General features: G+C 63.7%; 25 protein-coding genes and 4 tRNA genes. 13 read left to right on the top strand and 16 right to left on the bottom strand.

Features of this window, described 5'->3' with window-relative positions; all coding sequences use genetic code 11:
* Positions 1–70 precede the first annotated feature (70 nt).
* Genes recJ through ACPPVV_RS08375 form a run of 3 tightly spaced genes read right to left on the bottom strand, consistent with a single transcriptional unit; the run spans position 71 to position 4,634 of the window.
* Positions 71–1,783, bottom strand: coding sequence for a single-stranded-DNA-specific exonuclease RecJ (gene recJ, locus ACPPVV_RS08385; protein WP_426702994.1), 1,713 nt, complete (start codon positions 1,781–1,783; stop codon positions 71–73).
* Positions 1,780–2,700 carry a phosphoglycerate mutase gene (locus tag ACPPVV_RS08380; RefSeq protein WP_426702993.1) on the bottom strand — a complete coding sequence of 307 codons (921 nt, stop codon included), beginning with the start codon at positions 2,698–2,700 and terminating at the stop codon, positions 1,780–1,782. Before ACPPVV_RS08380 ends, recJ begins: the two co-directional genes overlap by 4 nt.
* Positions 2,701–2,702: 2 nt before the next feature.
* Positions 2,703–4,634 (bottom strand): ABC-F family ATP-binding cassette domain-containing protein, encoded by a 1,932-nt coding sequence (locus ACPPVV_RS08375; protein WP_426702992.1) that lies wholly within the window; start codon positions 4,632–4,634, stop codon positions 2,703–2,705.
* Between the two features lie 203 nt (positions 4,635–4,837).
* On the opposite strand from ACPPVV_RS08375, the gene ACPPVV_RS08370 reads away from it, so the two are divergent.
* The 8 genes from ACPPVV_RS08370 to ACPPVV_RS08335 all read left to right on the top strand — a co-directional run bounded on the left by ACPPVV_RS08370 (position 4,838) and on the right by ACPPVV_RS08335 (position 11,584).
* Complete coding sequence (locus tag ACPPVV_RS08370; RefSeq protein WP_426702991.1) at positions 4,838–5,203, top strand: hypothetical protein; 366 nt, start codon at positions 4,838–4,840, stop codon at positions 5,201–5,203.
* A gap of 103 nt (positions 5,204–5,306) precedes the next feature.
* The gene (locus ACPPVV_RS08365; RefSeq protein ID WP_426702990.1) at positions 5,307–6,359 is read left to right on the top strand and encodes an agmatine deiminase family protein; all 1,053 of its coding nucleotides are present in this window, start codon (positions 5,307–5,309) and stop codon (positions 6,357–6,359) included.
* 218 nt (positions 6,360–6,577) lie between these two features.
* Positions 6,578–8,221 carry a hypothetical protein gene (locus ACPPVV_RS08360; RefSeq protein ID WP_426702989.1) on the top strand — a complete coding sequence of 548 codons (1,644 nt, stop codon included), beginning with the start codon at positions 6,578–6,580 and terminating at the stop codon, positions 8,219–8,221.
* 59 nt (positions 8,222–8,280) lie between these two features.
* A complete protein-coding gene (locus ACPPVV_RS08355) occupies positions 8,281–9,189 on the top strand; it encodes a carbon-nitrogen hydrolase (protein WP_426702988.1) in 909 nt (302 codons plus the stop codon).
* A 79-nt stretch (positions 9,190–9,268) separates the two neighbouring features.
* Positions 9,269–10,501, top strand: a complete 1,233-nt coding sequence (locus ACPPVV_RS08350; protein WP_426702987.1) for a TraB/GumN family protein — start codon at positions 9,269–9,271, stop codon at positions 10,499–10,501.
* A gap of 84 nt (positions 10,502–10,585) precedes the next feature.
* Positions 10,586–10,672 (top strand) — tRNA-Leu (locus ACPPVV_RS08345).
* Between the two features lie 185 nt (positions 10,673–10,857).
* A complete protein-coding gene (locus ACPPVV_RS08340) occupies positions 10,858–11,148 on the top strand; it encodes a hypothetical protein (RefSeq protein ID WP_426702986.1) in 291 nt (96 codons plus the stop codon).
* A 157-nt stretch (positions 11,149–11,305) separates the two neighbouring features.
* Positions 11,306–11,584, top strand: coding sequence for a hypothetical protein (locus ACPPVV_RS08335; RefSeq protein ID WP_426702985.1), 279 nt, complete (start codon positions 11,306–11,308; stop codon positions 11,582–11,584).
* 81 nt (positions 11,585–11,665) lie between these two features.
* Here ACPPVV_RS08335 and ACPPVV_RS08330 read toward each other — a convergent pair whose 3' ends face one another.
* From ACPPVV_RS08330 to ACPPVV_RS08280, 11 genes are all read right to left on the bottom strand, one after another.
* A complete protein-coding gene (locus ACPPVV_RS08330; protein WP_426702984.1) occupies positions 11,666–11,848 on the bottom strand; it encodes a hypothetical protein in 183 nt (60 codons plus the stop codon).
* A gap of 555 nt (positions 11,849–12,403) precedes the next feature.
* A tRNA-Cys gene (locus ACPPVV_RS08325) sits at positions 12,404–12,477 on the bottom strand.
* An 80-nt stretch (positions 12,478–12,557) separates the two neighbouring features.
* Positions 12,558–12,633: transfer RNA gene (locus ACPPVV_RS08320), tRNA-Gly, on the bottom strand.
* A gap of 148 nt (positions 12,634–12,781) precedes the next feature.
* Positions 12,782–12,857: transfer RNA gene (locus tag ACPPVV_RS08315), tRNA-Gly, on the bottom strand.
* Positions 12,858–12,928: 71 nt separating this feature from the next.
* A complete protein-coding gene (gene pgsA / locus ACPPVV_RS08310) occupies positions 12,929–13,540 on the bottom strand; it encodes a CDP-diacylglycerol--glycerol-3-phosphate 3-phosphatidyltransferase (RefSeq protein ID WP_426702983.1) in 612 nt (203 codons plus the stop codon).
* A 72-nt stretch (positions 13,541–13,612) separates the two neighbouring features.
* On the bottom strand, positions 13,613–15,439 hold the full coding sequence (gene uvrC, locus ACPPVV_RS08305) for an excinuclease ABC subunit UvrC (RefSeq protein ID WP_426702982.1): 1,827 nt from the start codon (positions 15,437–15,439) through the stop codon (positions 13,613–13,615).
* A gap of 63 nt (positions 15,440–15,502) precedes the next feature.
* Positions 15,503–16,279 carry a 3-deoxy-manno-octulosonate cytidylyltransferase gene (kdsB, locus tag ACPPVV_RS08300; RefSeq protein ID WP_426702981.1) on the bottom strand — a complete coding sequence of 259 codons (777 nt, stop codon included), beginning with the start codon at positions 16,277–16,279 and terminating at the stop codon, positions 15,503–15,505.
* 53 nt (positions 16,280–16,332) lie between these two features.
* Positions 16,333–17,640 (bottom strand): 3-phosphoshikimate 1-carboxyvinyltransferase, encoded by a 1,308-nt coding sequence (gene aroA / locus ACPPVV_RS08295; RefSeq protein ID WP_426702980.1) that lies wholly within the window; start codon positions 17,638–17,640, stop codon positions 16,333–16,335.
* Positions 17,641–17,669: 29 nt separating this feature from the next.
* Positions 17,670–18,758 (bottom strand): prephenate dehydratase, encoded by a 1,089-nt coding sequence (pheA, locus tag ACPPVV_RS08290; protein ID WP_426702979.1) that lies wholly within the window; start codon positions 18,756–18,758, stop codon positions 17,670–17,672.
* 76 nt (positions 18,759–18,834) lie between these two features.
* Positions 18,835–19,920, bottom strand: coding sequence for a 3-phosphoserine/phosphohydroxythreonine transaminase (gene serC, locus ACPPVV_RS08285; protein ID WP_426702978.1), 1,086 nt, complete (start codon positions 19,918–19,920; stop codon positions 18,835–18,837).
* 106 nt (positions 19,921–20,026) lie between these two features.
* Positions 20,027–20,794: an FHA domain-containing protein gene (locus ACPPVV_RS08280; RefSeq protein ID WP_426702977.1), complete on the bottom strand. Its 768-nt coding sequence runs from the start codon at positions 20,792–20,794 to the stop codon at positions 20,027–20,029.
* A 98-nt stretch (positions 20,795–20,892) separates the two neighbouring features.
* Between ACPPVV_RS08280 and ACPPVV_RS08275 the strand changes: the two genes are divergently transcribed.
* Both ACPPVV_RS08275 and infA read left to right on the top strand, forming a co-directional pair.
* Positions 20,893–21,168 (top strand): polyhydroxyalkanoic acid system family protein, encoded by a 276-nt coding sequence (locus ACPPVV_RS08275; protein WP_426702976.1) that lies wholly within the window; start codon positions 20,893–20,895, stop codon positions 21,166–21,168.
* 104 nt (positions 21,169–21,272) lie between these two features.
* Entirely contained in the window at positions 21,273–21,491 is a 219-nt protein-coding gene (gene infA, locus ACPPVV_RS08270) for a translation initiation factor IF-1 (protein WP_007508585.1), read from the top strand.
* Positions 21,492–21,616: 125 nt separating this feature from the next.
* Here the strand turns inward: infA and clpA are convergent, their stop codons facing one another.
* Together clpA and clpS are read right to left on the bottom strand one after the other, a co-directional pair.
* A complete protein-coding gene (clpA, locus tag ACPPVV_RS08265; protein ID WP_426702975.1) occupies positions 21,617–23,887 on the bottom strand; it encodes an ATP-dependent Clp protease ATP-binding subunit ClpA in 2,271 nt (756 codons plus the stop codon).
* Between the two features lie 66 nt (positions 23,888–23,953).
* A complete protein-coding gene (clpS, locus tag ACPPVV_RS08260; protein ID WP_426702974.1) occupies positions 23,954–24,280 on the bottom strand; it encodes an ATP-dependent Clp protease adapter ClpS in 327 nt (108 codons plus the stop codon).
* 123 nt (positions 24,281–24,403) lie between these two features.
* On the opposite strand from clpS, the gene ACPPVV_RS08255 reads away from it, so the two are divergent.
* The 3 genes from ACPPVV_RS08255 to hflD are packed head-to-tail and all read left to right on the top strand — an operon-like array spanning position 24,404 to position 26,668.
* On the top strand, positions 24,404–24,889 hold the full coding sequence (locus ACPPVV_RS08255) for an NUDIX hydrolase (protein ID WP_426703197.1): 486 nt from the start codon (positions 24,404–24,406) through the stop codon (positions 24,887–24,889).
* On the top strand, positions 24,886–26,034 hold the full coding sequence (gene mnmA / locus ACPPVV_RS08250) for a tRNA 2-thiouridine(34) synthase MnmA (RefSeq protein WP_426702973.1): 1,149 nt from the start codon (positions 24,886–24,888) through the stop codon (positions 26,032–26,034). Before ACPPVV_RS08255 ends, mnmA begins: the two co-directional genes overlap by 4 nt.
* A 10-nt stretch (positions 26,035–26,044) precedes the next feature.
* A complete protein-coding gene (gene hflD / locus ACPPVV_RS08245) occupies positions 26,045–26,668 on the top strand; it encodes a high frequency lysogenization protein HflD (RefSeq protein WP_426702972.1) in 624 nt (207 codons plus the stop codon).
* Positions 26,669–26,696 lie beyond the last annotated feature (28 nt).

The following is a 26,696-nucleotide window of genomic DNA, read 5'->3' as shown; positions in this document are numbered from 1 at the left end:
TTGTGCAAAAGATGCCCGGCCGAATCGATTCAGCCCAAACCTGAGATCACCAAACGCTATCGTCGCCGTTTCATGCAGGAGCGATGTGGCGCAACAGAAGTCGCGGAGCCTCACGACCCTGCCAGTCGTTGATGGTCAACTCGTAGGCAGCGCGCATGACGCTTGGCGGTGGCTGGCCGTGGTAAGCGTTGAACATCACCGCATCGTGTACCGCGCCGTCGCGTGGGTCGCGCAGTTGCAGACGCAGGTGACGCTCGCCCATCACCTTCCAGCTGGCGCATTCGAACAAGTTGTCGAACAGCGGTTCGGGAAAGGCCTGGCCCCAGGGACCGGCATGACGCAACTGCCGGGCCAGATCCAGCGACGCGGCACCGGGCGGAAGCTCGCCATCGGTGTAGAGCACCGCCTGCAGGCGCTCGGCGTCGATCAATTCGCGCGCGACCGCGTCGAAGGCAGTGGCGAAACGTGGGTAATCGCCCGCCTTCAGGCTCAGGCCTGCAGCCATCGCATGACCACCAAAACGCTCGATCAGACCCGGCTGACGCGCGTCGATCACGGCCAGTGCATCGCGGATATGAAAGCCGGGAATCGAGCGCGCCGAACCACGCAGGTTGTCGGTATCGTCATCGCTGGCCGGTGCAAACGCGATCACGGGACGATGCAGCCGGTCTTTCAGCTTCGAGGCGACAAGGCCGATCACACCGGCGTGCCATGACGGTTCGAACAAGGCCACGCCAATCGCGTCGATGTCGGTAAGGCCGACCACCATCTGCTCGGCCTCGGCCACCATCGAAGCCTGCAGGTCGCGACGCTCACGGTTGATCGCATCGAGTTGGGCTGCGCAACGACGCGCCTGCGCCACGTCGTCGGTGAGCAGGCATTCGACGCCGAGGCGCATGTCTTCCAGTCGCCCTGCGGCGTTCAACCGGGGGCCCACAACGAAGCCGAGATCGCTGGAACACAACGACTCCAGACTGCGCTTGCCGACCTCGATCAACGCCGTGATGCCGGCACAGGCGCGACCCTTGCGCATGCGTTGCAGGCCGGCCTCGACCAGCACCCGGTTGTTGAAATCCAGCGGCACCAGGTCAGCCACGGTGCCGAGCGCGACCAGGTCGAGCAGTGACGACAGGTCAGGCTTCACCGCGCCGAACGCGCCCTGCTCGTGCAAACGCGCACGCAAGGCCAGCAGCAGGTAGAACATCACCCCTACCCCAGCCAGCATCTTGCTGGGAAACGGATCGCCGACGAGGTTTGGATTCACCATGGCGTCGCAAGCGGGCAACTGCTCGCCGGGCAGGTGGTGGTCGGTGACGATGACCCTGACGCCGCGCGCTTTCGCCGCCGCCACGCCGGCCAGGCTGGCCACGCCGTTGTCGACGGTGACGATCAACTGCGGCGTCGACTGCATCGACGCCACGAACGCGGCGCTCAATCCGTAACCGTGCACGAAACGGTTCGGGATGGCGTAGTCGACCTTTCTCGCACCCAGCAGACGCAGTCCGCGCACCGCCACGGCGGTGCCCGTGGCGCCGTCGCAGTCATAATCGCCAGCGATCAGGATCGACCAGTCGTCGCGGATCGCCTCGACCAGCAAATCGACCGCCTGCGCCATGCCTCCCAGCAGCTGTGGCGAGAGCAATCGCGCCAACCGATGTTCAGCCTGGTCGGGATCGAGCACCCCACGCACCGCGTAGATCTCCTGCAATACCGGATGCACCGATTCAGGCCAGCCACTGGGCTCGCCCTTGCGCTCGCGGCGGCGCAACTGCAGCAGGCTCAACGTCCTGCTCCACGCCAGATGCGCCAACGGTGCGAAGGCTTGCGTTGCCAGCGTTCGGCGCTGGCGAAATGCAGGACGAGGGGTTGACGTTCAAACAGGGTCTGCAGCGTTGGCCACCACGACGATGCGATGTCGCTGGCCGGCAGGTCTTGCAGATCGATCAACCAACCCGGGCCGGCGGCGGCAATGACCTCGGGCGTGCGCGGCTGTTGCTTGACGTCGGCGCGACCGGCCAGTGCGCGCAACAGCAGATCGTCGCTGATCACGCCATGCAACCGGGTTTGCAGCGAATCCGGCAACTGGCCACCGCCCCACAGCCACAAGCTGTTGACCGGTGCCAGCCCGCGGGCACGCCGCTCGGCGTTCAGCGGATGCTGATGCAGCAATACCTGGATCTCGTTGAGCAACACGCGCCAGCGCCGGCCTTCCACACCTTGCGGCAAATGCTGCGACAGGTCTTCGCCCAGCGCCTGCTCGGGCGCGGCAAAAACGGGCAGCGATGTTGCATCCGGCATGCGCAGATGCCATCGATCCGGTGTGGAAATCCGCAGTTGCAGGCCAGCCTCGTCGAAGACGGGTTGCAGCGTTTCGGCGAAGGCTTGCGCCTCGTCCATGCTCAATTGCAGTTGGCCGCAGGCGAGCAGGCGCACACCGTTCATGTCGGGCTGCACCCAGGCCGGATCGGCCGACAGCCAGGTCGCACCGCCCGCATCGCCGGCAAGAAATTCACGGGTGATGGCTGCAGCTGGCACATGACTGTCGACATCCGGGAAATAATCGCCGAGCCCGCCCAGGTAACCGGTTCCTCCATCGGCCAGCCGGTTGGCACGCGGCAACCAGGCCCGCAGCGGATGAGCCGGCTCGAAGTGCGCCAGTGCGGGCAGCCACAATTGCAACATGTGCTCCGGCGTCGACATGCCTAGGCTTCCAGTTGTTCGACCAGTGCCAGCCACTCGGTTTCCAGCGCTTCCTTCTCGCGGCGCAGCTCGGTCTGGCGCTGGCTCAGCCGCATCATTTCGCTGGTGGAGCCATGGTAGGTCGCCGGGTCAGCCAGTTGGGCTTCGAGCGCGGCCAGGTCCGTGTCGATGGTGGCGGTGCGGGTCTCGATCTTCTTTACCCGCTGGCGCGAGGCCTTTTCGTTGTCGCGCTGGGCGGCGGTCTGGCGGCGGCGTTCCTCCGGCGAAACCTCCACCACCTTCACCACGATCGGTTTCGGTGCCGCGCCGGCCTTCGCTGCCTTCTTGTTCGCGGCACCGCGCGTTTTCAGCCAGCGTGCGTAATCGTCCAGGTCGCCATCGAAGCTTTCCACGACGCCATCGGCGACACGCCAGAAACTGTCGCAGACCATGCCCAGCAAGTGGCGATCATGCGAGACCAGCACCAAAGCACCATCGAAGTCGGCCAACGCGTCAGCCAGCGCCTCGCGCATGTCCAGGTCGAGATGGTTGGTCGGTTCGTCGAGCAGCAGCAGGTTCGGCTTGTCCCAGGCGATCAGCGCCAACGCCAGCCGCGCCCGTTCGCCGCCGGAGAAACCGTCCACCGATTCGAACGCACGGTCACCGGCGAAATTCCAGGTGCCGAGGAAGTCCCGCATGACCTGGGTCGCGACGCCTGGCGCCTTGTCCATCAGGTGGTCGAGCGGACTCGCGCCTTCGCGCAGGCTTTCCACCGTGTGCTGGGCGAAATAGCCGATCTTCAGATCCTTGTGCGCCTTTCGCTCGCCGCCGAACGGTTCCAGCTCGCCCACCAGGGTTTTCACGAGCGTGGATTTACCGGCGCCGTTGGGTCCGAGCAACCCGATCCGCTCGCCGGCCTCGATGCTGAAGCGCACGTCGGCGAGCACGATGTTCGCCACTTCGTTGTCGTGCGTGGAAGGATCGGCCAGGTAGCCGGCGGTGATGTCTTCCAGTTGCAACATTGAATCGGGCAGCCGACCCGGCACCGGAAACTGGAAACTGAAGGGTCGGTCGGCGCGTACTGCCTCGGTGCCAGCCAGCTTCTCCAGCCGCTTCATGCGCGACTGCGCCTGCTTTGCCTTGCTGGCCTTCGCCTTGAAACGATCGACGAAGGACTGCAGGTGCGCCCGCTCGGCCTGTTCGCGCTCGTGCGAGATCTGCTGCTGGCGCAATTGCTCGGCGCGCAGGCGCTCGAACGCGCTGTAGTTGCCGCTGTAGAGCTTCGCCTTGCCGTCGTTGAGATGCAGGGTATGGGTGATCACGCCGTCGAGGAATTCGCGATCGTGCGAGATGATCAGCAAGGTGCCCTGGTAGCGGCGCAGCCATTCCTCCAGCCACAATACGGCGTCGAGGTCGAGATGGTTGGTCGGCTCGTCGAGCAGCAGCAGGTCGGACGGACACATCAGCGCGCGCGCCAGGTTCAGCCGTCCACGCCAGCCACCGGAAAATTCCTGCACCGCGCGTTCGTGGGTTTCCGGCGGAAAGCCCAGGCCGTGCAGCAGCCGGCCGGCGCGAGCGCGGCCGTCGTAACCGTTCAACTCCTCGATGCGGTGGTGTGCCTTCGCCATCGCTTCCATGTCGCCGCGATCGCCAGCTTCGGCTTCGGCGAGCATGGCCGCGGCCAGTTCTTCGTCGCCGCCCAGCACGTAATCGATCGCGGCGTCCGGCAGCGCCGGCGTTTCCTGCGCCACGGAGGCCAGGCGCAGCTTGCCGGACATCTCCAGCTCGCCGGCATCGCCCTCCAGCTTGCCCTGCAGGGCGGCGAACAGGCTGGACTTGCCGCAGCCATTGCGACCGATCACGCCAAGCCGCCAGCCGCTCTGGATCACCAGGTCGATATCGGAAAGCAGCAGGCGGGTGCCGCGGCGCAGGGCAAAGTGTCGAAAGGAAATCATGAAAAAACAGCGTCCGGAACGGGCATGCAGTCATCTGCAGCCGCCCATGATAGCGGTGATGGCATCATTCCCGACGAACCGGCTGGCGGTTCCGCGATCTCCGAATGCCCAATCCATCGCAATCGGTGCGGGCCAGCATGGCGTAGCATGGGCAGTTCTGCTACAACGACGCCGCATACAGCCTTGTATGGAGAGGGGGAGCCATGGTCAAGTTCACACGCAGTTTGCCGATCATCGTCATGCTGGCCGCGGTCGCCGGTCTGGCCGGGCCGCAGCTGGCAAACGCCGCGCAGTCGCGCCAGCATGGAGACAACCTGCTGATTCATCGCGTGCAGCAGGAAAACGGCATGAACCTGCCCAGCCGCGGCTTGAGCATGAGCCAGGTCGAAAAAACCTGGGGCACGCCGCAGCGCAAATTGTCGCCGCGCGGCGGCGACACCCATAAACACCCGCAGATCAATCGCTGGGAATACTCGAATTTCATTGTCTATTTCGAGCACAGCCACGTGATCCACTCGGTGCTGAACACGCCGGCCGGCAACAACACCAATCCGGCAGCCGTCAACTGACCTGATAACTCGACGACGCGGCCCGTGATGACACGGGCTGCGTTTTCGTGTGCGCGACAATCACGTCGTACACTTCGCAGCCTCCCCGCATGAGACTGCCCACATGACCGACCACTCTTTGCGCCTGCCGGCGGAATGGGAACCGCAGGCTGCGGTGCTGATAGCCTGGCCGCATGCCGGCACCGACTGGGCGGACCGCCTGGCCGCGGTGGAAACCACCTACGTGGCGCTGGCCGCTGCCGTGACCCGCTTCCAGCGCCTCATCATCGTGGTTGCCGACGCCGCCCTGCACGTCCATGTGCTGGCCCAATTGCGCGAGGCCGAAGTGGACATCTCGAAAGTCCGCTTCGTCGAACTGCCCTACGACGATACCTGGTTGCGCGACTCCGGCCCGATCACGCTGCAAGGTGGTGACGCCGCCGATTCCCGCCGACATTTCCAACTCACCGACTTCCGCTTCACCGGTTGGGGCGGCAAGTTCGGCGCCGAGCAGGACGACGCGCTGGTCGCCGGCCTGGTCGACGCCGGCGTATTCGGCCACGCCGCGCACAAGCGCATCGACTGGGCGCTGGAAGGCGGCGGCATCGAGAGCGATGGTGCAGGCACCATCCTCACCACCTGGCGTTGCCTGGTGCAACGCCATCCCGAGCAGTCGCGCGAAGAGATGAGCGCGATCCTGCGTGAGGGCCTGCACGCCAACCGCGTGTTGTGGCTGGATTACGGCTATCTCGAAGGCGACGACACCGACGCGCACATCGACACCCTCGCCCGCTTCGCCCCCGGCGAGGGCATCGTGTTCCAGGCCTGCGACGATGCCAGCGATCCGCACCACGACGAATTGCAGCGCATGGCCGGCGAGTTGGCTGCGTTGCGCACCGTTGATGGCCGTCCATACGAGCTGTATCCGTTGCCGTGGGCGAAACCCATCCTCGACGAGGATCGTCGGCTCGCCGCCTCCTACGCGAACTACCTGATCGTCAACGGCGCCGTGCTGGTGCCGGCCTATGGCGACCCGGTCGATGACGAGGCTGCCCGCATCATCGGCCGGGCGCATCTTGGTCGTGAAATCGTGCAGGTGCCGTGCCGCCCGTTGATCTGGCAGAACGGCAGCCTGCACTGCATCACCATGCAGTTGCCGACCGGTCTGGTCGACTGAGCCGCGCGACGATCCGCCATCGCACGGCGTGGCAGCGCCCCGCATCGCGACGATTCGCCCGCACGCGAAAGCGCCGTGGATTGGCATCCATCTAGGGTCTGCCCTAATTGCGGGCCGCGGACCGCTTGGCTAGCGTGACACGGCAGCCGGAACGCACCCCCCTTGCATCCGGTTTCCCCGTGAGCGTCCGCGCCGCTCCCCATGCCAGGAGGCAAGCCATGCTAGGTCCCATCCGTTTCGACGCGTCCCCACATACCGCGCAGCCAGCCACCACGGCACATTCCGACACCATCCACCGGCTGGTCGGGCAGATCGACGGCCTGGTTTCGCGCATCCATGATGCGGCACGCCGCGGCCACGATTGCACCGACCTGCAGCAGCAGACCGACCAGCTGCGCACCCAACTGCGCCAGGAACTGAGTCAGGAGATTGCCAACGAGACCCAGCGCGGCGGGCTCAGCCAGGAGGTGGCCGAACAAGTCGTGTCCAGGCGCTATAACGACAGTGAGGTCGACGCGGCGATCAAGGGCATCGACTCCGAACGTGCCCTCGGCGACCTCGCCACGGCCGAGAATGACACCGTCAAAAACGCCGGCACCACCAACTTCCGCGTCGGTGAGGCCACTGCCGAAAACCTGTCTGGCGCCCGCGCCGAACTGAAGCAATCGGTGCAGTCCGAAGGCGCCGACGCGATCCTCGCGCGCCATCCCAACGACCCGGCGGTGCGCTCGGCGGTGGCGCAGGCCGGGCTCGACATCGCCCAGGACAACCTCACCGCGCAAGAGAATCAAATCCCCAACCTGCACCAGGTGCGCGCGCAAGACCAGGGCGCCACCAGCGGCGATGCGATGAAGAACCTGCGCGGTGCCGACGGCAAGCCCCTGTCGCTGGCACAGTACAAACAACTGGTCGCTGCACGCGAGCAGGTGATGATCAAACGCACTGCCCTGCAGCACGACCTCAATGACCAGGTGCTGAGCATGCGCACCAACGGAATGAGCCGTGTCGATGCGTTGAGCCAGCTGCGCAACGAGGGCTATGGGGACACGCTTGGCGCCACCAGCGATACGCTCGAAAACGGCAAGATGCCTACCACCATCGGCATGACCGACGCCGAGCGTGGTGCCTATTACGAACGTAATTTTCTCGACAACCCGGCCACCTCCGACGACGCCAAAAAGGCCTATCAGAGCGGTCAGCCGGTGATCCTGGCGGTGCGCCACGACACCACGCTGTCGGCCAACAACGAGGAAGGCGTCTATGACGACCGATTTGTGGTCCTGCAGAAGACATCCGGTGGCGTGAGCGCGCGCGAGTTCGATTCCAGCCAGGACCCGACCACCCAGTACGGCGACGGCCTGCTCAACGACTTCGACCTTCCCGGCAGTGCCGACGATGGCCAGGTCGGCAAATACGCGAAGAACGACACCCCCTGGTACCAGTCTTTCGACACCATGTCCTGGCACCGCACCTACGCGCCGACACGGCTGGCGGACGGCCAGACCATCCAGCTCTCCACCGGCCCCGACGGCCAGCAGACCGACGGCTGGGGCACGCTGGAGAAGCTCTACACCCCGGCCAACGGCGGTTACCAGGTGCAAGGCGACCTCAACGGCGACGGGGTGTTCGGCAACGACGGGCAACGCGACCACAAAACCGCGGGCGGCAACGAGTTCCAGTTGCACGCCGGCAAGGCGGACTACAGCCACACCGGCACCGACGGCTGCGTGACCGTTCCGGAGTACGAGTGGAACGATTTCCGTGCCGCCACCGGGCTATTCAACGGCAACGGCGACCAGCGGGTGAACCAGGCGGGCAACATCTACTACGTGCAGGTCAACGAGAGCACGCTGCGACAGTAATCGCACACGTTCACGTCCAGGTGAGGGACATCGCCGTGCGGTCTTGCGATAATGACCGCATGACGACCCTCCATGCCCGATCTCCGCGCACCCTCAAAGTCGCGCTGCTGCAAGAAACCGATCGCGGCAGTCGCGATGCCAATCTCGATGCGATCGAGGCCGGCCTGCGTGAAGCGGCCGCTGCCGGCGTCGAGCTGGTGTTGCTGCAGGAACTGCACAACGGCCCATATTTCTGCCAGCACGAATCGGTCGAGATCTTCGACCAGGCCGAGAGCATCCCAGGCCCGGGCACTGCGCGTATCGGCAAGCTCGCCGAGGAGTTGAAACTGGTGGTGATCGCCTCGCTGTTCGAGCGCCGCGCCGCTGGTCTGTACCACAACACCGCAGTCGTGTTCGACCGCTCGGCGGCGATCACTGGCGTCTATCGCAAGATGCACATCCCCGACGATCCCGCCTTCTACGAAAAGTTCTACTTCACTCCGGGCGATCTCGGTTTCAACCCGATCGACACTTCGGTCGGCCGCCTTGGCGTGCTGGTGTGCTGGGATCAGTGGTATCCCGAAGCAGCGCGCCTGATGGCGCTGGCTGGTGCCGAGCTGCTGCTTTATCCCACGGCGATCGGCTGGGATCCGAACGACGACCAGGCCGAGAAAGATCGCCAGCGCGACGCCTGGATCACCGTGCAGCGGGGGCACGCGGTGGCCAATGGCCTGCCGCTGCTGGCATGCAACCGGACCGGCCATGAAGCCGATCCGAGCAAGGTCGGCGCCGGCATCCAGTTCTGGGGATCGAGTTTCGTCGCTGGCCCGCAAGGCGAATTTCTCGCCCAGGCCGGCACCGATGGACGCGAACTGCTACTGGCCGAGATCGACCTGGCGCGAAGCGAACATGTACGGCGGATCTGGCCGTTCCTGCGCGATCGTCGCATCGATGCGTATGCCGACCTGCTCCGTCGCTTTCGCGACTGAATGCCGCGGCGACCGAGCTTGTTCCGCATGACCGTCGTCCCCATGCTTGGATTTCCCTCCGAAACGGCCTGCTGACCGCATGAGTGTTCCCGAAACCGACCTTGCCTTGCTGCACGCCCTCGAGGGTCAGCCGATCGAGCGCGTGACGCGTGACGGCGTGGAATACGTGGTGCTGGGCACCGCTCATGTTTCGCGCAGCAGCGTGGAAGCGGTCGATGCGCTGCTGGCGCACCAGCATTTCGATGCGGTTGCGGTGGAGCTGTGCGACAGCCGCGCGCAGAGCATGCGCGATCCGGAAGCGTTCAAGCAGATGGATCTGTTCAAGGTGATCCGCCAGGGCAAGGCCGGCATGGTCGCTGCCAGCCTGGTGCTGTCGACGTTCCAGAAGCGCCTGGCTGACCAGTCGGGCATCCAGCCCGGCGCCGAGATGAAAGCTGCAATGGATGGTGCCGATCAGCGCGGCTTGCCGTTATGGCTGGTCGATCGCGAAGTGGGCACCACGCTAAAGCGCGCGTGGCACAGCGTGGGCTTCTGGCAGCGTTTTGGCCTGCTCGGCGGGCTGCTTGCCAGTGTGTTCGAGCGCGAAGACATCGAACAGGCCGAAATCGAGAAACTGAAACAGGGTGACCTGCTGGAGAGCGCATTCAGTGAATTCGCCAGCGAATCGAAGCCCTTGTACGAAAGCCTGATCGGTGAGCGCGACGTCTTCATGGCGGCGCGCCTGCGCGAAGAAGCCTCACGTTCGTCCTCCGACGAACCGCGTCGCGTGTTGGTGGTGATCGGCGCCGGCCACCTCAAGGGCCTGACCAGCTTGCTGCGCGAACAGCTCGACGATCCAGCCGCCACGGTAGCCAGGCTGGCAGCCACACCACCCAAGGCACGCTGGCCGAAATGGCTGGCAGTGGCGCTGGTGTTGCTGGTGTTCGCGGCGATCGCGTGGGCATTCCATCGCAACGCATCGCTGGGCACGCAGGCATTGATGGCATGGGTGCTTTTCACCGGCGGCTTCGCCGCACTCGGCGCGCTCGTTGCCGGCGGCCATCCACTCAGCATCCTCGCCGCCTTCATCGCCGCGCCGATCAAGCCGTTCCGCCCCGGCATTCCCGCCGGTGGCATCAGTGCGATGGCCGAAGCGTGGGTGCGTCGCCCGCGAGTGGTCGACTTCGATACGCTGCGCGACGACATCGTGCACTGGAGCGGCTGGTGGAAGAACCGCGTCGCCCGCACCCTGCTCAACTTCTTCCTGGTCAGCGTAGGCACGATCATCGGCGAGTACAGCGCCGGCATCCACATCTTCAAAAGCCTGTTCTGAACCCAACCGCTCGCCGGCCCGCGCATCGTCACATGCTACGATGCGCGCCGCCTGCCGCATTGCACACGGCAAGCTCCTGCACCAGCCCGGGTGGCGAAACTGGTATACGCAAGGGACTTAAAATCCCTCGGCCGCAAGGCCATGCGGGTTCGACCCCCGCCCCGGGCACCAGTAAAAACAATGGCCTGTAGTGATGCGGTCCTTTTCGGCTTTCCGCTCTTTGCTACTGGTGCCCACTTAGTACCCGCTTGGTGCCTGTTTTAACAAGGGTACCCAATCGATACAAAGAAACGCCAACCGCGAGGGTGACGTTTGGTGTAATGCCGTTCGATCCCGTTGGTGGATAAGCTCGCGTCATGCACATCGTCCGCGAGCTAGAGCTTCTCAGAGAACACTCCCATGCTCTGCTGGCATTGGAGATGGAGCACCTGCAACGGATGCGCAATGGACGGCTGATCGTCGCTGTCGGTATATCGAGCGCCTCGAGCTTCAACATGACAGGGTTCTCGCGCATCGAACCGCCATCCACAAAACGGAACAGGACGCCATCGATGGTTCGCGTCCGCCGGAATAGGTGGCAGCCGGACGAGATGTTTCCTGATCGCGCGCCGAATATGGGCGTCTTTGTTCGCGAGTCTTCGCTATAACCCTGTTTTCCATAAAAGGTTTGGCGAAAGGCGGCGTGGGCGCTCAGAAAAATCAGCCTTTCCCTACACCGAAAGCTGTCGCGGATCTCACTTCATCGTATTGGAGGCGGCGGACTATTCAGAGGCTCCAATAACGGAGCATCAGGGAGACGTAAGCATGAATATACGACTGTCCTTTTTGGCTTTAGCCGCCGTCGCCGCAGGGTCGCTGTTCTCCGCGCAGCCAGCCACCGCGCAGCCCAACTGTCCGACCTGCATGAAGGCTTACTACGCATGTGTGGCTTCCGGCAATACGAACTGCGATACCACCTACGCCACGTGCCTGCGATTTTGCCCATTGAAATCAGTGTCCGCCCCGAAACCGATCAAGCGCGACAAGCCGCAGGAACCGGCGATAGATAATAAGAGTGCTGTTGTGTCGATCGCGGCAGTTTAACGATCCGAGGCCACGCGGCCTTCGCGTGGCCTCTTTCACCCAAAGCCACCAAGAAAGGCCTCGTCGGGCGGGCCCCAGCACCTACTCAGCGCGAACAGCGTCAGTTGCCAATCGCTTCAGCTTGGCGTGCAATTCCTCGATCTGAAGTGTGGCGATCGTCTCTTCTGCTTCGGCGCGGTTGGCGAATCTAATCACCGCTTCGCCGCCGTCGGTGTCGGTGTCGTACACCGTGAAGCTATCGGGCGCAGGATGCACTTGAAGCATGGCCACACGTCCAAAAAGAAGCGCCTGATATCAGCGCGAAGAGTTGAGACTTTCAAGGCGCACGTCAGAGAAGCGCGAATGAGGTCTGCCGCAATGGATGTCGGTGTCGGACAGACATCGATCGCACCGTATCGACCGCACCGTTCCCAAACAGGGAATTATCCTATCGGCCGCGACAGCGGTCGCCGGCACTTCATCGTTTCAATCGGGCCAGTATCCGGCCACCACGACTCTTGAACCGTCCCGTGTCGCCACGCAGGACATAGAGCGTCGCACGGTACACCGCGGTGAGCCGCGCGCAGTGCAAGCTGCGGATCTTGGCGTACGCCCAGAGCCAGCCTCTTGTGTCGTTCCTCATCGTTTCTCTTGTGTCGTTCCTCATCGTTTCTACCGAGGCGGTCTCGTCCGGCACTATGGCGGCCGCTTCAGTAACCTCAGGTTAAAGCAGGCAATTTCCCTGTCGTGGCAATGCGTGGCGAGCGCTTGCTGCTGCATCGAGCCACAAAAAAACCCGCCGATGGCGGGTTCTCAGGGCTGGCTTGCAGCCGTTCGCAATGGAGGCCTAGGTCGGAATCGAACCGGCGTACGCGGCTTTGCAGGCCGCTGCATGACCACTCTGCCACCAGGCCATTGCTTGGTGCACCACGATCTGATGATCGTAGATCTCTCAAAAAACAAAACCCCGGTGAGCCGAGGTTTTGCGTGAATCTGGAGCGGGAAACGAGACTCGAACTCGCGACCCCGACCTTGGCAAGGTCGTGCTCTACCAACTGAGCTATTCCCGCATCGGAGCCGTGAATCATAGCAGAACCGCATGACTTGTGAATAGCCATGGCGGTGCTTTTGACACCGATATATCCCGGCATGAACCGTCGACCGGCATCGGTCAGAACGAACAAAGCCCCGAACAGGCCGGGGCTTTGGTTTGCAAACTGGAGCGGGAAACGAGACTCGAACTCGCGACCCCGACCTTGGCAAGGTCGTGCTCTACCAACTGAGCTATTCCCGCATTGGAGCCGCGCATTCTAATACGTGAATGCGGATCGTCAAGCCTATATCGATCGGCCGATGCCGCGCTGATCAGATGCCGCCTTTTCCCGCCGGCGGCTGCTCCGGCATTTCGCCGCTGAGGATCGGCCACGCGGCGCGCAGATAATACAGGCCGGACCAGATCGTGAGCACCCCGGCAATCACCAACAGCCCTTCGCCGATGTGGTACAGCCGCAGGGCCTCGGCGGCCTTCTCGTGCTGCACGATCAGCACCACCAGTGCCACCATCTGCATCACGGTCTTGAGCTTGCCGATGAAGGCGACCTTGACGGTGGCGCGCATGCCGATTTCGGCCATCCATTCGCGTAGCGCCGAGACACTGATCTCGCGTCCGACGATCACCGCCGCGGTCACCGCCATCAGAATGCCGGGCCAGCCACCGCGGTGCGACTCCACCAGCAGAAACAGTGTCACCGCCACCATCAGCTTGTCGGCGACGGGATCGAGAAAGGCACCAAACGCCGAAGTGAGATTCATCCGCCGCGCCAGATAGCCATCCAGCCAATCGGTGAATGCAGCCAGCACGAACACGATCGCCGCGGTGATGTTGTGACCCGTGAATGGCAGATAGAACACCACCACCATGACCGGCAGCAATGCAACGCGAAACAGGGTCAGCCAGGTCGGCAAGTTGATGCGCATGGTTCGTTCCAGTGATTTGTCGCAGTTTCGCACGTCCACGTGCTGCGGCCGAGTGAAGCCGATCGCAGTTGTTCAGCCATGCAGACTGGCATAGATGCGTTCAGCCAGACCGCGGTCGATACCCTTCACCTGCATCAGTTCTTCGACGCCGGCACTTTCCACGCCCTGCATGCCGCCAAACGCCTTGAGCAGCGCCGAACGCCGACGGGCGCCGATGCCGGCAACATCCTCCAGCACGCTGCGCTCACGCGCCTTTTCGCGCCGTTTGCGGTGCCCGCTGATTGCGAAACGATGCGCCTCGTCACGCACGGCAGCAACCAGGTGGAGAGCCGGCGACGATGACCCCGGATGCAATTCGCGCCCGGAGTCAGCCAGCACCAGGGTCTCTTCGCCGGCGCGTCGTCCGGGTCCCTTGGCCACGCCCACGACCTCGATACCGTCCACGCCGAGCTCCCTCAACACATCCAGTGCTTGCCCCACCTGGCCGCTACCGCCATCAATCAGCAACAGGTCCGGGCGCGCGCCCTCGCCTTCGGCCACCTTGCGAAAGCGCCGTGTCAGGGCCTGGTGCATCGCCGCGTAATCATCGCCGGGCGTGATGCCGGCGATATTGAAACGGCGGTAGTGCGATTTCTCCGGCCCTTCCGGGCCGAACACCACGCACGACGCGACGGTGAGCTCGCCCATCGTGTGGCTGATGTCGAAACATTCGATGCGCCGAGGCGCAGCGGTGAGCCCGAGTATCTTCTGCAGATCATCGAAACGGGTACCCAGTGTCTGCCGACTGGCCAGCCGCGCGGTCAGCGAAGCTTGTGCATTGCGCTCGGCCATCTGCAGGAATTGGGCCCGCTCGCCTCTAACGCTGGACTTCAGCTCCACGGCACGACCGGCGTGCTGGCTCAGCAGCTCGACCAGGATCTGCTGATCTGCCAGCGTTTCACCGAGAATCAGTTCGCGCGGCACCGGTCGATCCAGGTAGTACTGCGCGATGAACTGGGTCAGCACATCGGCAGGCTCGGCATCCAGCGGCAGTCGCGGGAAAAAATCGCGGGTACCCAGGCTGATGCCATTGCGAAAGAACAGCACACTGACGCAGGCCATGCCCGCTTCGATGCGACAGGCGATCACGTCCATGTCGGCGCTGGCACCGTGCACATGATGCTGCGCCTGCAACTGGCGCAAGGCAGCCACCTGATCGCGCAACCTGGCGGCGCGTTCGAATTGCAGCGCCTTGCTGGCCTGTTCCATGGCTTCGGCCAGCTCATCGATCACTGCATTGCTGCGCCCCTCCAGGAACATCTCGGCATGGCGAACGTCGGTGCGATAGTCCTCCACGCTGATCAGCTGCACGCACGGCGCCGTGCAGCGGCCGATCTGGTGTTGCAGGCACGGGCGCGAACGGTTGCGGAAATAGCTGTCCTCGCACTGGCGCACCTTGAACAGCTTCTGCATCAGGCTCAGGCTTTCGCGCACGGCGTAAGTGCTCGGATACGGTCCGAAATAACGCCCCGGCATATTCCGCGCACCGCGATGAAATGCCAGGCGCGGATAATCTTCGCCGCCGGACAGATAGATGTACGGGTAACTCTTGTCGTCGCGCAGCAGGATGTTGTAACGCGGCTTGAGCGATTTGATCAGCTGCGATTCAAGCAGCAGCGCCTCGCCCTCGGTGCGGGTCACCGTGATCTCGACCCGCGCGATCTGCGCCACCATCGCGGTGATGCGAGGCTCCATCCGCGGCTTCAGGAAATAGCTGCCCACCCGCTTCTTGAGGTTGCCGGCCTTGCCCACGTAAAGCAGCTCGCCGTCAGCATCGAAATGACGGTAGACGCCGGGCGAGGAAGTGAGCGTACGGACGAAGGCCTTGCCGTCGAAGGATGGCGTTTGCGTGGGTTGCATGGACACATTCTAACGGGTGCGGATGGCCGGACAGACCGGCCTGTTGCCATCAGAAGTGGTGCCTCAATGCCGGGTTCGCAACCACTGTTCGGCACGTTCGAGGTCGGCCAGCGTGTCGATGCCAGGCGGAAAAGGTTCTGGCGTGAGGCTTACCACGATCGCATGACCGTGCTCCAGCACACGCAACTGCTCCAGCGATTCGATCTGTTCCAGCGGCGTGCGTGGCAGCCCGGCGTAACGCGCCAGAAATCCTGCCCGGTAGGCGTAGATGCCGATATGCCGGAGAAATGGCGGACCTGACGGCAGTGCATGCCGGTCGATGGCGAACGCATCGCGCGCCCACGGCAATGGCGCACGGCTGAAGTACAGCGCCCGTCCGTCGACACCACGAACAAGCTTCACCACATTCGGGTCGAACAGCTCCGCGGCATCGACGATCGGCGTGGCCAGGGTGGCCATCGGTGCATCGTCTCCGGTCAGCGCCTGCGCCACGGCACGGATGCCCGACGCCGGCGCGAACGGCTCATCACCCTGCAGGTTCACCACGATGGCGTCATCGGCCCAGCCATAGTGCGCGGCGCACTCGGCAAGCCGGTCGCTGCCCGACGCGTGGTCGCTGCGGGTCATGCAGATGTCCACGCCCAGTCCGATCAGCGCATCGGCGACGCGCTGATCGTCGACGGCGACCACCACCTGGCTAGCGCCGGCCTGCAAGGCGCGCTGCGCCACCCGCACCACCATGGGCACGCCATCGATCTGGCGCAGCGGCTTGGCCGACAGGCGAGTCGAGCCATAACGGGCAGGGATGGCTACGATGAATGGCGACGCAGCATGGGACATGGGCAATCCTTCAACCGGGCGACAAGCCTAGCGCAACCTGGCGCCCAGGAGATTCAGGCCGCCGGCTGCAAGGCAAAACCGCAGCCGTTGGCCAGGTCAAGAAAGCCCGGAAAAGACGTGGCGACATGGCGGCAATCATGAATCGTCACAGGGGCATCCGCGACCAGTCCGGCAACGGCAAAGCTCATGGCGATGCGGTGGTCGAGATGGCTCTGCACTGTTCCGCCACCGAGGCGGCCGCCATGGATGATCGCGCCATCCGGCGTCTCCGCCATCTCCACGCCAAGCGCGCGCAAACCCGTGGCCATCGTCGCAATGCGATCGGATTCCTTCACCCGCAACTCGGCGGCGCCACGAATGACGGTCGCGCCGCTGGCCATGGCAGCCGCGATGAACAGCACCGGGAATTCGTCGATCATGTCGGGCACCAGCGACTCGGGCAAATCGACGCCATGCAACGGCGCGTGGCGCACGAGGATATCGCCGACGGGTTCGCCACCGCTTTCGCGTGGGTTCTCGATGGTGATATCCGCGCCCATCAGGCGCAGCGCCTGCAGCAATCCCGTACGTCGGGGATTGAGGCCAATCGCGGGCAAACGCAGTTCTGAACCGGGCACGATGCTGGCGCCAACCAGAAAAAATGCCGCCGAGGAAAAGTCGGCCGGCACATCCACATCCGTCGCGCGCAGCGAGTGACCGCCGCTGATTCGGGCGCGGCCCGGTGAAAAACTGATCGGCCAGCCAAAGGCGGCCAGCATGCGTTCGGTGTAGTCGCGCGTCGGGTGCGGCTCGATCACCTCGGTCTCGCCGTTGGCATACAGCCCGGCCAGCAACAGCGCGGACTTCACCTGCGCACTGGCCACCGGCAAGGCGTAGCAGATGCCACCCAACGATTGCCCGCCGTGCACATGCAACGGCGGCAGCCCGTCGCGCGTGTCGATGCGCGCGCCCATCGAAGCCAGGGGATCGGTGACCCGACGCATTGGGCGCTTCGACAGGGAATCGTCGCCGACCAAACGGCTGTCGAAAGCCTGGCCAGCCAGCAGTCCGGTCAGCAGGCGCATGCCGGTGCCGGCATTGCCGCAGTCCAGGGGGCCTGACGAGGCCCGCAGCCCATGCAGGCCCATGCCATGTATCACGCGCTCGCCGGCCGATGGCGTGTCGATGCGCACACCCAATTGCGCCAGCACGGCAGCGGTAGCGCGTGTGTCCTCACCTTCGAGAAAACCGCGGATATGCGATGTTCCTTCAGCGATCGCCGCCAGCATCAGCGCGCGGTGCGATACCGATTTGTCTCCGGGCACCTGCACGCTGCCGCGCAGGGATTTACCACGGGAGCTACTCCAGTCGAGGCGATTCAAGCGCTCTTCTCCATGACCGTTCGCTTCATTCAAGGCAAGGCCACCGGGTAGGAGCCCAATACACGGACGGTCGCCGCCGATTCGCCGATATCGTGAACCGCGGCCTGCAGTGCGTCGTCGTCGATATGCCCCGACACATCGATGAAGAATGCGTACTGCCATTTGCCGGTGTGCGCCGGTCGCGATTCGATCCGGTTCAGACTGATGTCGTGTTTGGCGAACGGGTTGAGCACGTCATACAACGCGCCCGGTTTGTCGTTGACCGTGATCAACAGCGAAGTACGATCGTTGCCCGACGGCGGGAAGAGCGAGCGGCCGATCACCAGGAAGCGCGTGGTGTTGTCGGCGCGATCCTCGATGCCCTGCCCCACGGTTTTGAGTCCGTAGATCTTGCCCGCGGTCTCGCCTGCGATGGCCGCCGCGTCATCCGCGTGCCGGGCCAACCGTGCGGCCTCGGCGTTGCTGCCGACGGCAATACATTCCACGCCTGGCAGGTTGATGCGCAACCAGGTCTTGCATTGCTGCAATGACTGCGCATGCGCATAGACGCGCTTGACGTCTTCCAGTTTGCCGGTCAGCGAATGCAGGCATTGGTGCACACGCAGTTCGACCTCGCCACAGATGGTCGCCTCCGAGGTAAGAAACATGTCCAGCGTGACCTGGATCATGCCCTGCCCTGAATTCTCCACCGGCACCACGCCGAAGTCCGCATGGCCGGCAGCGACCTCCTGAAAAACCTCCTCGATGCTTCCCAGCGGCAGCCCGTAGGCGGCGTGGCCGAAGTGTTTGCGCACCGCCTGTTCGCTGAAGGTACCTTCCGGACCGAGAAAACCGATCTTCAGCGGGTCTTCCTGCGCCAGGCAGGACGACATGATCTCGCGGAAAAGTCGCACCATCTCGGTATCGGAAAGCGGGCCGTTGTTGCGATCCACCACCATGCGCAGTACATGGGCCTCGCGCTCGGGGCGGTAATAGTCGATCGCCGAAAGCCCCGTGCCCTTCACCTTGGCCACGGTCTGCGCATGATTCGCGCGCTCGGAAATCAGCTGCTGAATCTGCCGGTCGATGCTGTCGATGCGCTCGCGCATCTCGCCCAGCGGGGTCTTTGGATCGGTCATGCTTTTAGCTGCCTGGATGGATAGAAGTCCAAATGATGTCGCTACATCTTGCCTGAGAAAGGCCTTGCCTGGCCAGTTAGCCATGCCGCTGCGCAAAATCCTCCATGAACGCGGTCAATGCCTGCACGGCTTCCGGCGGCACCGCGTTATAGAGCGAAGCGCGCATGCCGCCGAGTGCCTTGTGGCCTTTCAGGGCAAGCAGACCAGCCGCTTCCGATTCCTTGAGGAAAACCCCATCCAGCGCATCGTCGTGCAGGGTGAAGCGGACGTTCATGCGCGACCGTGCGGAAGGTTCGATCGGATTGCGGTAATAACCACCCGAGCCATCGATGGCCCGGTACAGCTGTTCCGCCTTGCTGCGATTCCGCTGCGCCATCGCCACCAGGCCACCCTGGTCCTTCAGCCACTGGAAGGTCAACCCGGCCACGTACCAGCCCCAGGTGTTGGGCGTGTTGAGCATGGAATCGCTGGCAGCCTGTTCGGCGTAGCGGAAGATGCGCGCCATCGGCCGGGTCGCCCGTTGCAACAGATCACGCCGGATGATCATCACGACCAACCCGGACGGTCCGATGTTTTTCTGGGCCCCGGCGTAAATGAGTCCGAACCGCGAGACATCCAGCGGCTCTGAGAGGATGTTCGAAGACATGTCCGCCACCAGCGGCACCGCGCCCACCTCGGGAATGTCCTGGAACTCCACGCCATGGATCGTCTCGTTCGGCGTGTAGTGCACGTATGCCGCGCGGGGATCAAGCCGCCAGTCGCTGCGTGCCGGCAACTTCAGGTAATCGTCGGTCTCGTTGCTGGCCGCCACGTTCACTCGTACATAAGGCGCCGCCTCGCTGACCGCCTTGGCGCTCCAGTGGCCGCTGATGATGTAGTCGGCGCCATCGTTTTCGCCAGCCAGATTCATCGGGATCTGCGCGAAATGCTGGGTGGCACCGCCCTGCAGAAACAGCACCGCGTAGTCGGCGGAAATCGCCATCAGTTCACGCAGATCGGCTTCGGCCTGCGCGGCCATTTCGATGAAGCGCTTGCCGCGATGCGACTGCTCCATCACCGAGGCGCCGCTGCCGTTCCAGTCCAGCATCTCGCGCTGGGCGCGCTCAAGTACCGCCTGCGGCAAGGCGGCCGGGCCGGCGCTGAAATTCCAGACTCTGCTCACGTGCGATGGCATCCCGTCGAGGTAGTCCACGCATTATGGCGCGGCGCAGCATGGGACGGTCAACCATCCACTTGCAGGCGTGCCTGCGCACTCAGAAAGGGATCACTCAGAAACGGATCAACAGCACCAGGGCAATCCCCAGTGCCAGCACTGCCGCGGTGACGATCAGCCACCACACTTCGCCGATCGGGCCGGCAGCTTCTTCCGGCAAGTGCTCGGGACGCGGCTCGGGCAGGACGATTTCGGGTTCGGGCTCCATCCCCGGTGCGTCGACCACAAAGCGATGCATGGCCAGGCCTAGTTGATCGCCCGGTTGCAGCGCCAGTTTCTGCACAATGACGCCATTGACCCGCAATGGATGGCGCTCGGAAGGCTGGGTGACTTCCAGTTGCAGCTGGCCGTCATTCCGGAAAATGCGCAACGACGCCACATCACCCTGCGGCAACTCCAGTGGACACCGGCCCTGCGGGCCAAGCTCCAGACTGTCCTGCAGTGGCAGCACGCGGCCGGAAAGCGGCCCGGCTACGGCCCGTAGCGCCACCGTGCCGCGCTGCTGCTTCGCCACTTCCATCGGCGGTCGGCCGGCGGGATCCTGATCATCGCGCAACAGCATGCGGCAATCGCCGACACTGACCACGTCGCCGGCACGCAACAAGGCGTACTCGCGCACCGGTCGCGCGTTGACGTAGATGCGATCGGCCGACGGCAACACCTGCAACACCCAGCCGCGACGATCCTGCTGGATCCGCAGGTGCTTCGCCGCCGCCTGGCTGGTGGCCAGCACAAGGTCGTTGTCAGGTGCGCTGCCGATGTGCAGCTGTGCCTGAGCCCAATGGAAATCCTCACGAGCCGCATTGGGAAATTCGATACGCATGTGTGAACCAGTCGAGGGACGGCGAAACTCTAGCATGCGACCCATCACGCTCCGTGATGTCGCAGGCATTACCATGCGTCGTTTCAACGGAGCGCGTTATGCCCAAGATCGATATCCGTCGCCCCCATCAACTATCGGTTCCCGAGGCCCGCGCCGTGGTCGACAAGGTGGCCGCGCGAATGCAGGAAAAGTTCGGCATGGAGGGGCAATGGGAGGGCGATACGCTCAAGTTCTCACGGTCCGGCGTCAACGGCACCATCGCCGTCGGCGAGGACGCCATCCAGGTCAAGGCCGAACTAGGCATGATGCTGGCGCCGCTCAAGGGCATGGTCGAGCAGGAGATACGCCGCAAGCTGGACGAACACTTCGCCTGAATGCCCTGGGCTAAATCCCTTGATGATTCTTTAACCAACCACCTATTCGTGGCATACTCGTCGGCTTACGCGGCCACGACGGCTGCGCGTGAACTCCGGAACACATGGCCAAAGACGACGTCATCGAAATGGAAGGCACGGTCCAGGAGACCCTGCCCAACACCATGTTTCGTGTGCAATTGGAGAACGGGCACGTGATCATCGCCCACATCTCCGGCCGCATGCGCAAGCACTACATCCGCATCCTTACCGGCGACAAGGTCAAGATTGAAATGACCCCGTACGACCTGAGCAAGGGACGCATCACGTACCGCATGAAGTAAGACGCATGCATCGGCGGCTGGCGCACCCGCGCAGCTGACTGGTATCGGGATGGTAGTGTCATACATGCAAAGGCGGCGCACTGCGCCGCCTTTGCTTTGCCTTGCGTTCAACGATCGAATCGCGCTTACTCGACCACCGCCGGCTGCTTCTCGGCCGCTTCGCAATCCACCTTCAGCTCGCCGTCGTGCACGCTCAGGCGCACCACGCCGCCATCAGCCAGCTTGCCGAACAACAGCTCGTCGGCCAGCGCGCGTTTCACCTTCTCCTGGATCACCCGCGCCATCGGGCGTGCGCCCATCTGCGGATCAAAACCGTGCTCGGCCAGCCAGCGGCGGGCCTCGGTGTCCACATCCAGGCTCACGTGCTTCTCGCCCAGCTGGCTTTCCAGCTCGATCAGGAACTTGTCGACCACGCGCAGGATGTGCTCGAAATCGAGCGCGCCGAACTGGATGATGGCGTCCAGCCGGTTGCGGAACTCCGGCGTGAAGATGCGGCGGATCACCTCCATCGCATCCGACTCGTGCTTCTGCTCGACGAAACCCATGCTGCGACGTGCCGCGATCGACGCACCCGCGTTGGTGGTCATCACCACCACCACGTTCTTGAAGTTGGCCTCGCGACCGTTGGTATCGGTCAGCACGCCACGATCCATCACCTGCAACAGGATATTGAACACATCCGGGTGTGCCTTCTCGATCTCGTCCAGCAGCAGCACGGCATGCGGATGCTTGGTGACCGCCTCGGTCAGCAGCCCGCCCTGGTCGAAACCGACGTAACCCGGGGGCGCACCGACCAGTCGCGAGACGGAGTGACCTTCCATGTATTCCGACATGTCGAAGCGGATCATCTCGATACCGAGCTGCATCGCCAGCTGTTTGGTCACCTCGGTCTTGCCGACACCGGTCGGACCGGCGAGCAGGAAGCAGCCGATCGGCTTGGACGGATCGGCCAGGCCCGAACGGGCCATCTTGATCGATGCAGCCAGCGCCTCGATCGCCGGATCCTGACCGAACACGACCATCTTCAGGTTGCGCTCGAGGTTGCGCAGCACGTCGCGGTCCGACGCCGACACCTGCTTGGCCGGAATGCGCGCCATCTTGGCCACGATGTACTCGACTTCGCTCACGTCGACCTTGCCGCTGCGCTGATCTTCCGGCAGCAGACGCTGGCGTGCACCGGCCTCGTCGATCACGTCGATCGCCTTGTCGGGCAGCAGCCGGTCGGGGATGTGTTTCACCGACAGGTCAACGGCCGCCTTCAGCGCCTCGTTGGTGTAGGCGACGTGGTGGTGCTCCTCGAAGCGCGAGCGCAGGCCCTTGAGGATCTCGATGCTGTCGGCCACGGTCGGCTCGACCACGTCGATCTTCTGGAAACGGCGGGCCAGCGCGCGGTCCTTCTCGAACACGCCGCGATACTCCTGGAACGTGGTCGAACCGATGCAGCGCAGCTCACCGGAAGCCAGCATCGGCTTGATCAGGTTCGATGCGTCCATGGTCCCACCCGACGCCGAACCGGCACCGATGATGGTGTGGATCTCGTCGATGAACAGGATCGCACCCGGCTGCTTCTTCAATTGCGCGATCACGCCTTTCAGGCGTTTTTCGAAATCGCCGCGATATTTGGTGCCGGCCACCAGTGCGCCCAGGTCGAGCGACCAGATCGTGGCGCTCTCCAGCACCTCGGGCACTTCGCCATCGACGATGCGCTTGGCCAGCCCTTCGGCCAACGCGGTCTTGCCGACGCCGGCCTCGCCCACGTACAGCGGGTTGTTCTTGCGCCGGCGGCAGAGCACCTGGATGGTACGTTCGATTTCGTCGGCGCGACCGATCAGCGGGTCGATCTTGCCTTCCAGCGCCAGCTCGTTGAGGTTGCTGGCGAATTCCTGCAGCGGATTGCCCTTCGGCTCGCCGCCTTCCTCGCCTTCGCGCTCGCCACCGGCCGCACCGGCCGCCGGCTCGTCACCGATCTTGGCGATGCCGTGCGAGATGTAGTTGACGACGTCGAGACGGGTAATTTCCTGCTGGTGCATGAAATACACCGCGTGCGAGTCCTTCTCGCCGAAGATCGCCACCAGCACGTTCGCGCCGGTCACTTCTTTCCGACCCGAGGATTGCACGTGGTACACGGCACGCTGCAGTACGCGCTGGAAACCCAGCGTGGGCTGTGTATCGCGCTCGTCGCCGTGCGGCAGCACCGGCACGGTCTCGCTGATGATGCGTTCGAGCTCGGCCGAGAGGCGCGGCAAGTCCGCGCCACAGGCGCGCAAGGCGCCTATCGCAGACTGGTTTTCGGTCAGCGCCAGCAGCAGGTGCTCCACCGTCATGAACTCATGACGCTGTTCGCGGGCCTGCTTGTAGCAATGGCCGATGGTGACTTCAAGATCCTTGCTAAACATTCGGATCGTCTCCGCTTGCAAAGTTGAGCGGCCTCTAGCGCCGCGATGAGCACGAAATGGGGTCGCTCAGAGCTTTTCCATAGTGCACAACAACGGGTGCTGATGGGAACGTGAATATTCGTTGACGTGGGTGACCTTGGTTTCGGCCACCTCGCGGGTAAACACGCCGCACACACCGCGTCCGCGGGTATGGACGTGCAACATCACCTGCACCGCCTGCTCCTGGTCCAGGTTGAAAAAGCTGCGCAACACCTCCACCACGAAATCCATCGGGGTAAAGTCATCGTTCAGCAGCAGAACCTGGAACAACGGAGGGCGTGCGACCTCCGGTTTGGCGGTTTCCAGCGCCAGTCCGCGGCCGCTGTCGTGCTCGTGTTCGGATTCTTGGGCCATGGTTTCCTGGGAACCTGTTCTCTGATGTGAAGTATACGCCGCGGTCAAATGCCGCTCCCGCAGCGATGCGTCAGCAGAGGTGATGGCACAATGCTCACTTTTCCAGTCCCTGCCCTCCACGATATGGCCGACTCTACCCACACCGCCGAGATCTGGCGTCCGCACGTCACCGTCGCCTGCGTGGTGGCTGACGGGGGCCGCTACCTGATGGTCGAGGAGGAGGTCGATGGCCGCATCGCCTACAACCAGCCGGCCGGACATCTGGACGACGGCGAAAGCCTCATGGCTGCCGCCGTTCGTGAAACGCTCGAGGAAACCGGCTGGGCGGTGGAACTGCTGCACCTGATCGGCGTGCACCAGTGGCGCAGCACGGAGCACGGCGATGCGGTGGTCCGCTTCAGCTTCGCTGCCCGTGCGATCGGCCATGACCCGGATCGGCCCCTGGATACCGGTATCCGTCGCGCTTTGTGGCTGACCCGCGCGGAAATCGCGGCACTGGGTGAACGTTTGCGCAGTCCGATGATCCTGCAGAGCATCGACCTGTGGCTGGCTGGACAGCGGCTGCCGCTGTCCGTCCTGAGCCACCTGCCTGAAGAGGGTGCAGCGTGAAGATGATGCTGGGCATTTCCGGCGGCGTCGACTCCTCGGTGGCGGCGCTGTTGCTGCAACAGGCGGGCCATGACGTCGAGGGCCTGTTCATGCAGAACTGGGAGGAGGACGAGCGCTCCGGCCCCTGCACCACCGACGCCGATCGCAAGGATGCCGTGGCCGTCTGCGGCCGTCTTGGCATTCCGATTCACGTGCGCAACTTCGCCGCCGAATACTGGGACGGCGTATTCCAGCATTTCCTTGCCGAATATCGGGCCGGCCGCACGCCGAATCCCGACGTATTGTGCAATCGCGAGATCAAGTTCAAGACCTTTCTGGACGAAGCGCGCGCGCTCGGCGCCGAAAAGATCGCCACCGGCCACTATGCGCAGGTCGACTGCCAGGATGGAAACTTCCGGCTGTTGCGGGCCGTGGATGCGGCCAAGGACCAGAGCTATTTCCTGCATGCGCTGGGGCAGCGGCAACTCGCCGCCACGCTGTTTCCCCTGGGCGGCATCGAGAAACCGCGCGTGCGGGAACTGGCCCGCGACGCCGCGTTGCCGACCCATGCGAAGAAGGACTCCACCGGTATCTGCTTCATCGGCGAGCGCGACTTTCGCAGCTTCCTGGCCCAGTACATTCCGGCCCGACCCGGCGAGATGCGTACGCCAGACGGCACCCTGATCGGCGAACATCAGGGCGTGATGTACTACACGCTGGGCCAGCGCAACGGCCTGGGCATCGGCGGCCGGCACGGCGCCAGCGGCGAGGCCTGGTACGTGGTCGGCAAGGACGTTGCCGCCAACGTGCTGTACATCGCCCAGGGCGGCGAGAACCGCTGGTTGTATTCGCGGCGGCTGCAGACCGAAGCACCGACCTGGATCGCGGATATGGCGCCGGCGGTGGAATTCCGCTGCACCGCGCGTACCCGTTATCGCCAGTCCGACCAGGCTTGCCTGGTCAGCGTCCAGGACGGCAGCCTTGACGTACGCTTCGATGAACCACAACGTGCCGTCACGCCAGGGCAATCGGTCGTGCTCTATGCCGGCGAGGTCTGTCTCGGCGGCGCGGTAATCGCTGCCACCGATGCTCCTTATGGCGGTTTATTGCCAGCATTCGCCCCCTTCCCCACGCCTGCCGCAAGAGAAATGTCATCCCGTGTTTGAAACTTTTTCCATGAATGAAGAGCGTGTGCTCGCCCTTGCCGGCCTGTTTCAGGCTTGTTCGCTGGCGCAACAGATGGCCAACGAAGGGCGTTGCGACGAAGGCGCGATGGAGGCCAGTGTGGCCAGTGTGTTCCGCATCGACGCGCCGTCGGTGGTCGGTGTGTACGGCAATATCGCCAACGTGCGGATCGGCCTGCGCAACCTGATTGCCCAACTGGATGAGAGCGACCGCGACATGTCGGTGACGCGGATGGTGGTGACCGTCATGCGGCTGGAGCGCAGCCTGTCGGGTCGGCCGGAACTGCTCGACAAACTGCAGCAGGGCATCGTCGCCGCGCAACGCCAACTCGAACATTTCGGCCAGGGCTCGAGCCAGGTCAACAGCCGGCTTGCCGAAATCTACGCGTCGACGCTGTCGACGCTGAGGCCGCGCGTGATGGTCAGTGGCAATCCACAACAGTTGCAACAGCCGGCGGTGGTGGAAAAAGTGCGTGCCAACCTGCTTGCCGCCGTGCGCTCGGCCGTGTTGTGGCGACAGGTCGGTGGGCGTCAGTGGCAGCTGCTGCTGTATCGGCGCCAGTGCAGCATGCTGGCACGCGGCTTGTTGACCGGAGTCACCCTGGATCATCGCTGACAACGACTTGTTTGCGGCAGCGGAAAAA

Source organism: Rhodanobacter sp. Col0626 (assembly GCF_049994385.1).
In the GTDB taxonomy this organism is placed as follows: Bacteria; Pseudomonadota; Gammaproteobacteria; order Xanthomonadales; family Rhodanobacteraceae; genus Rhodanobacter.
Note: the sequence above shows the minus strand (reverse complement) of the source record. Positions and strands in the feature narration are given on the sequence as shown.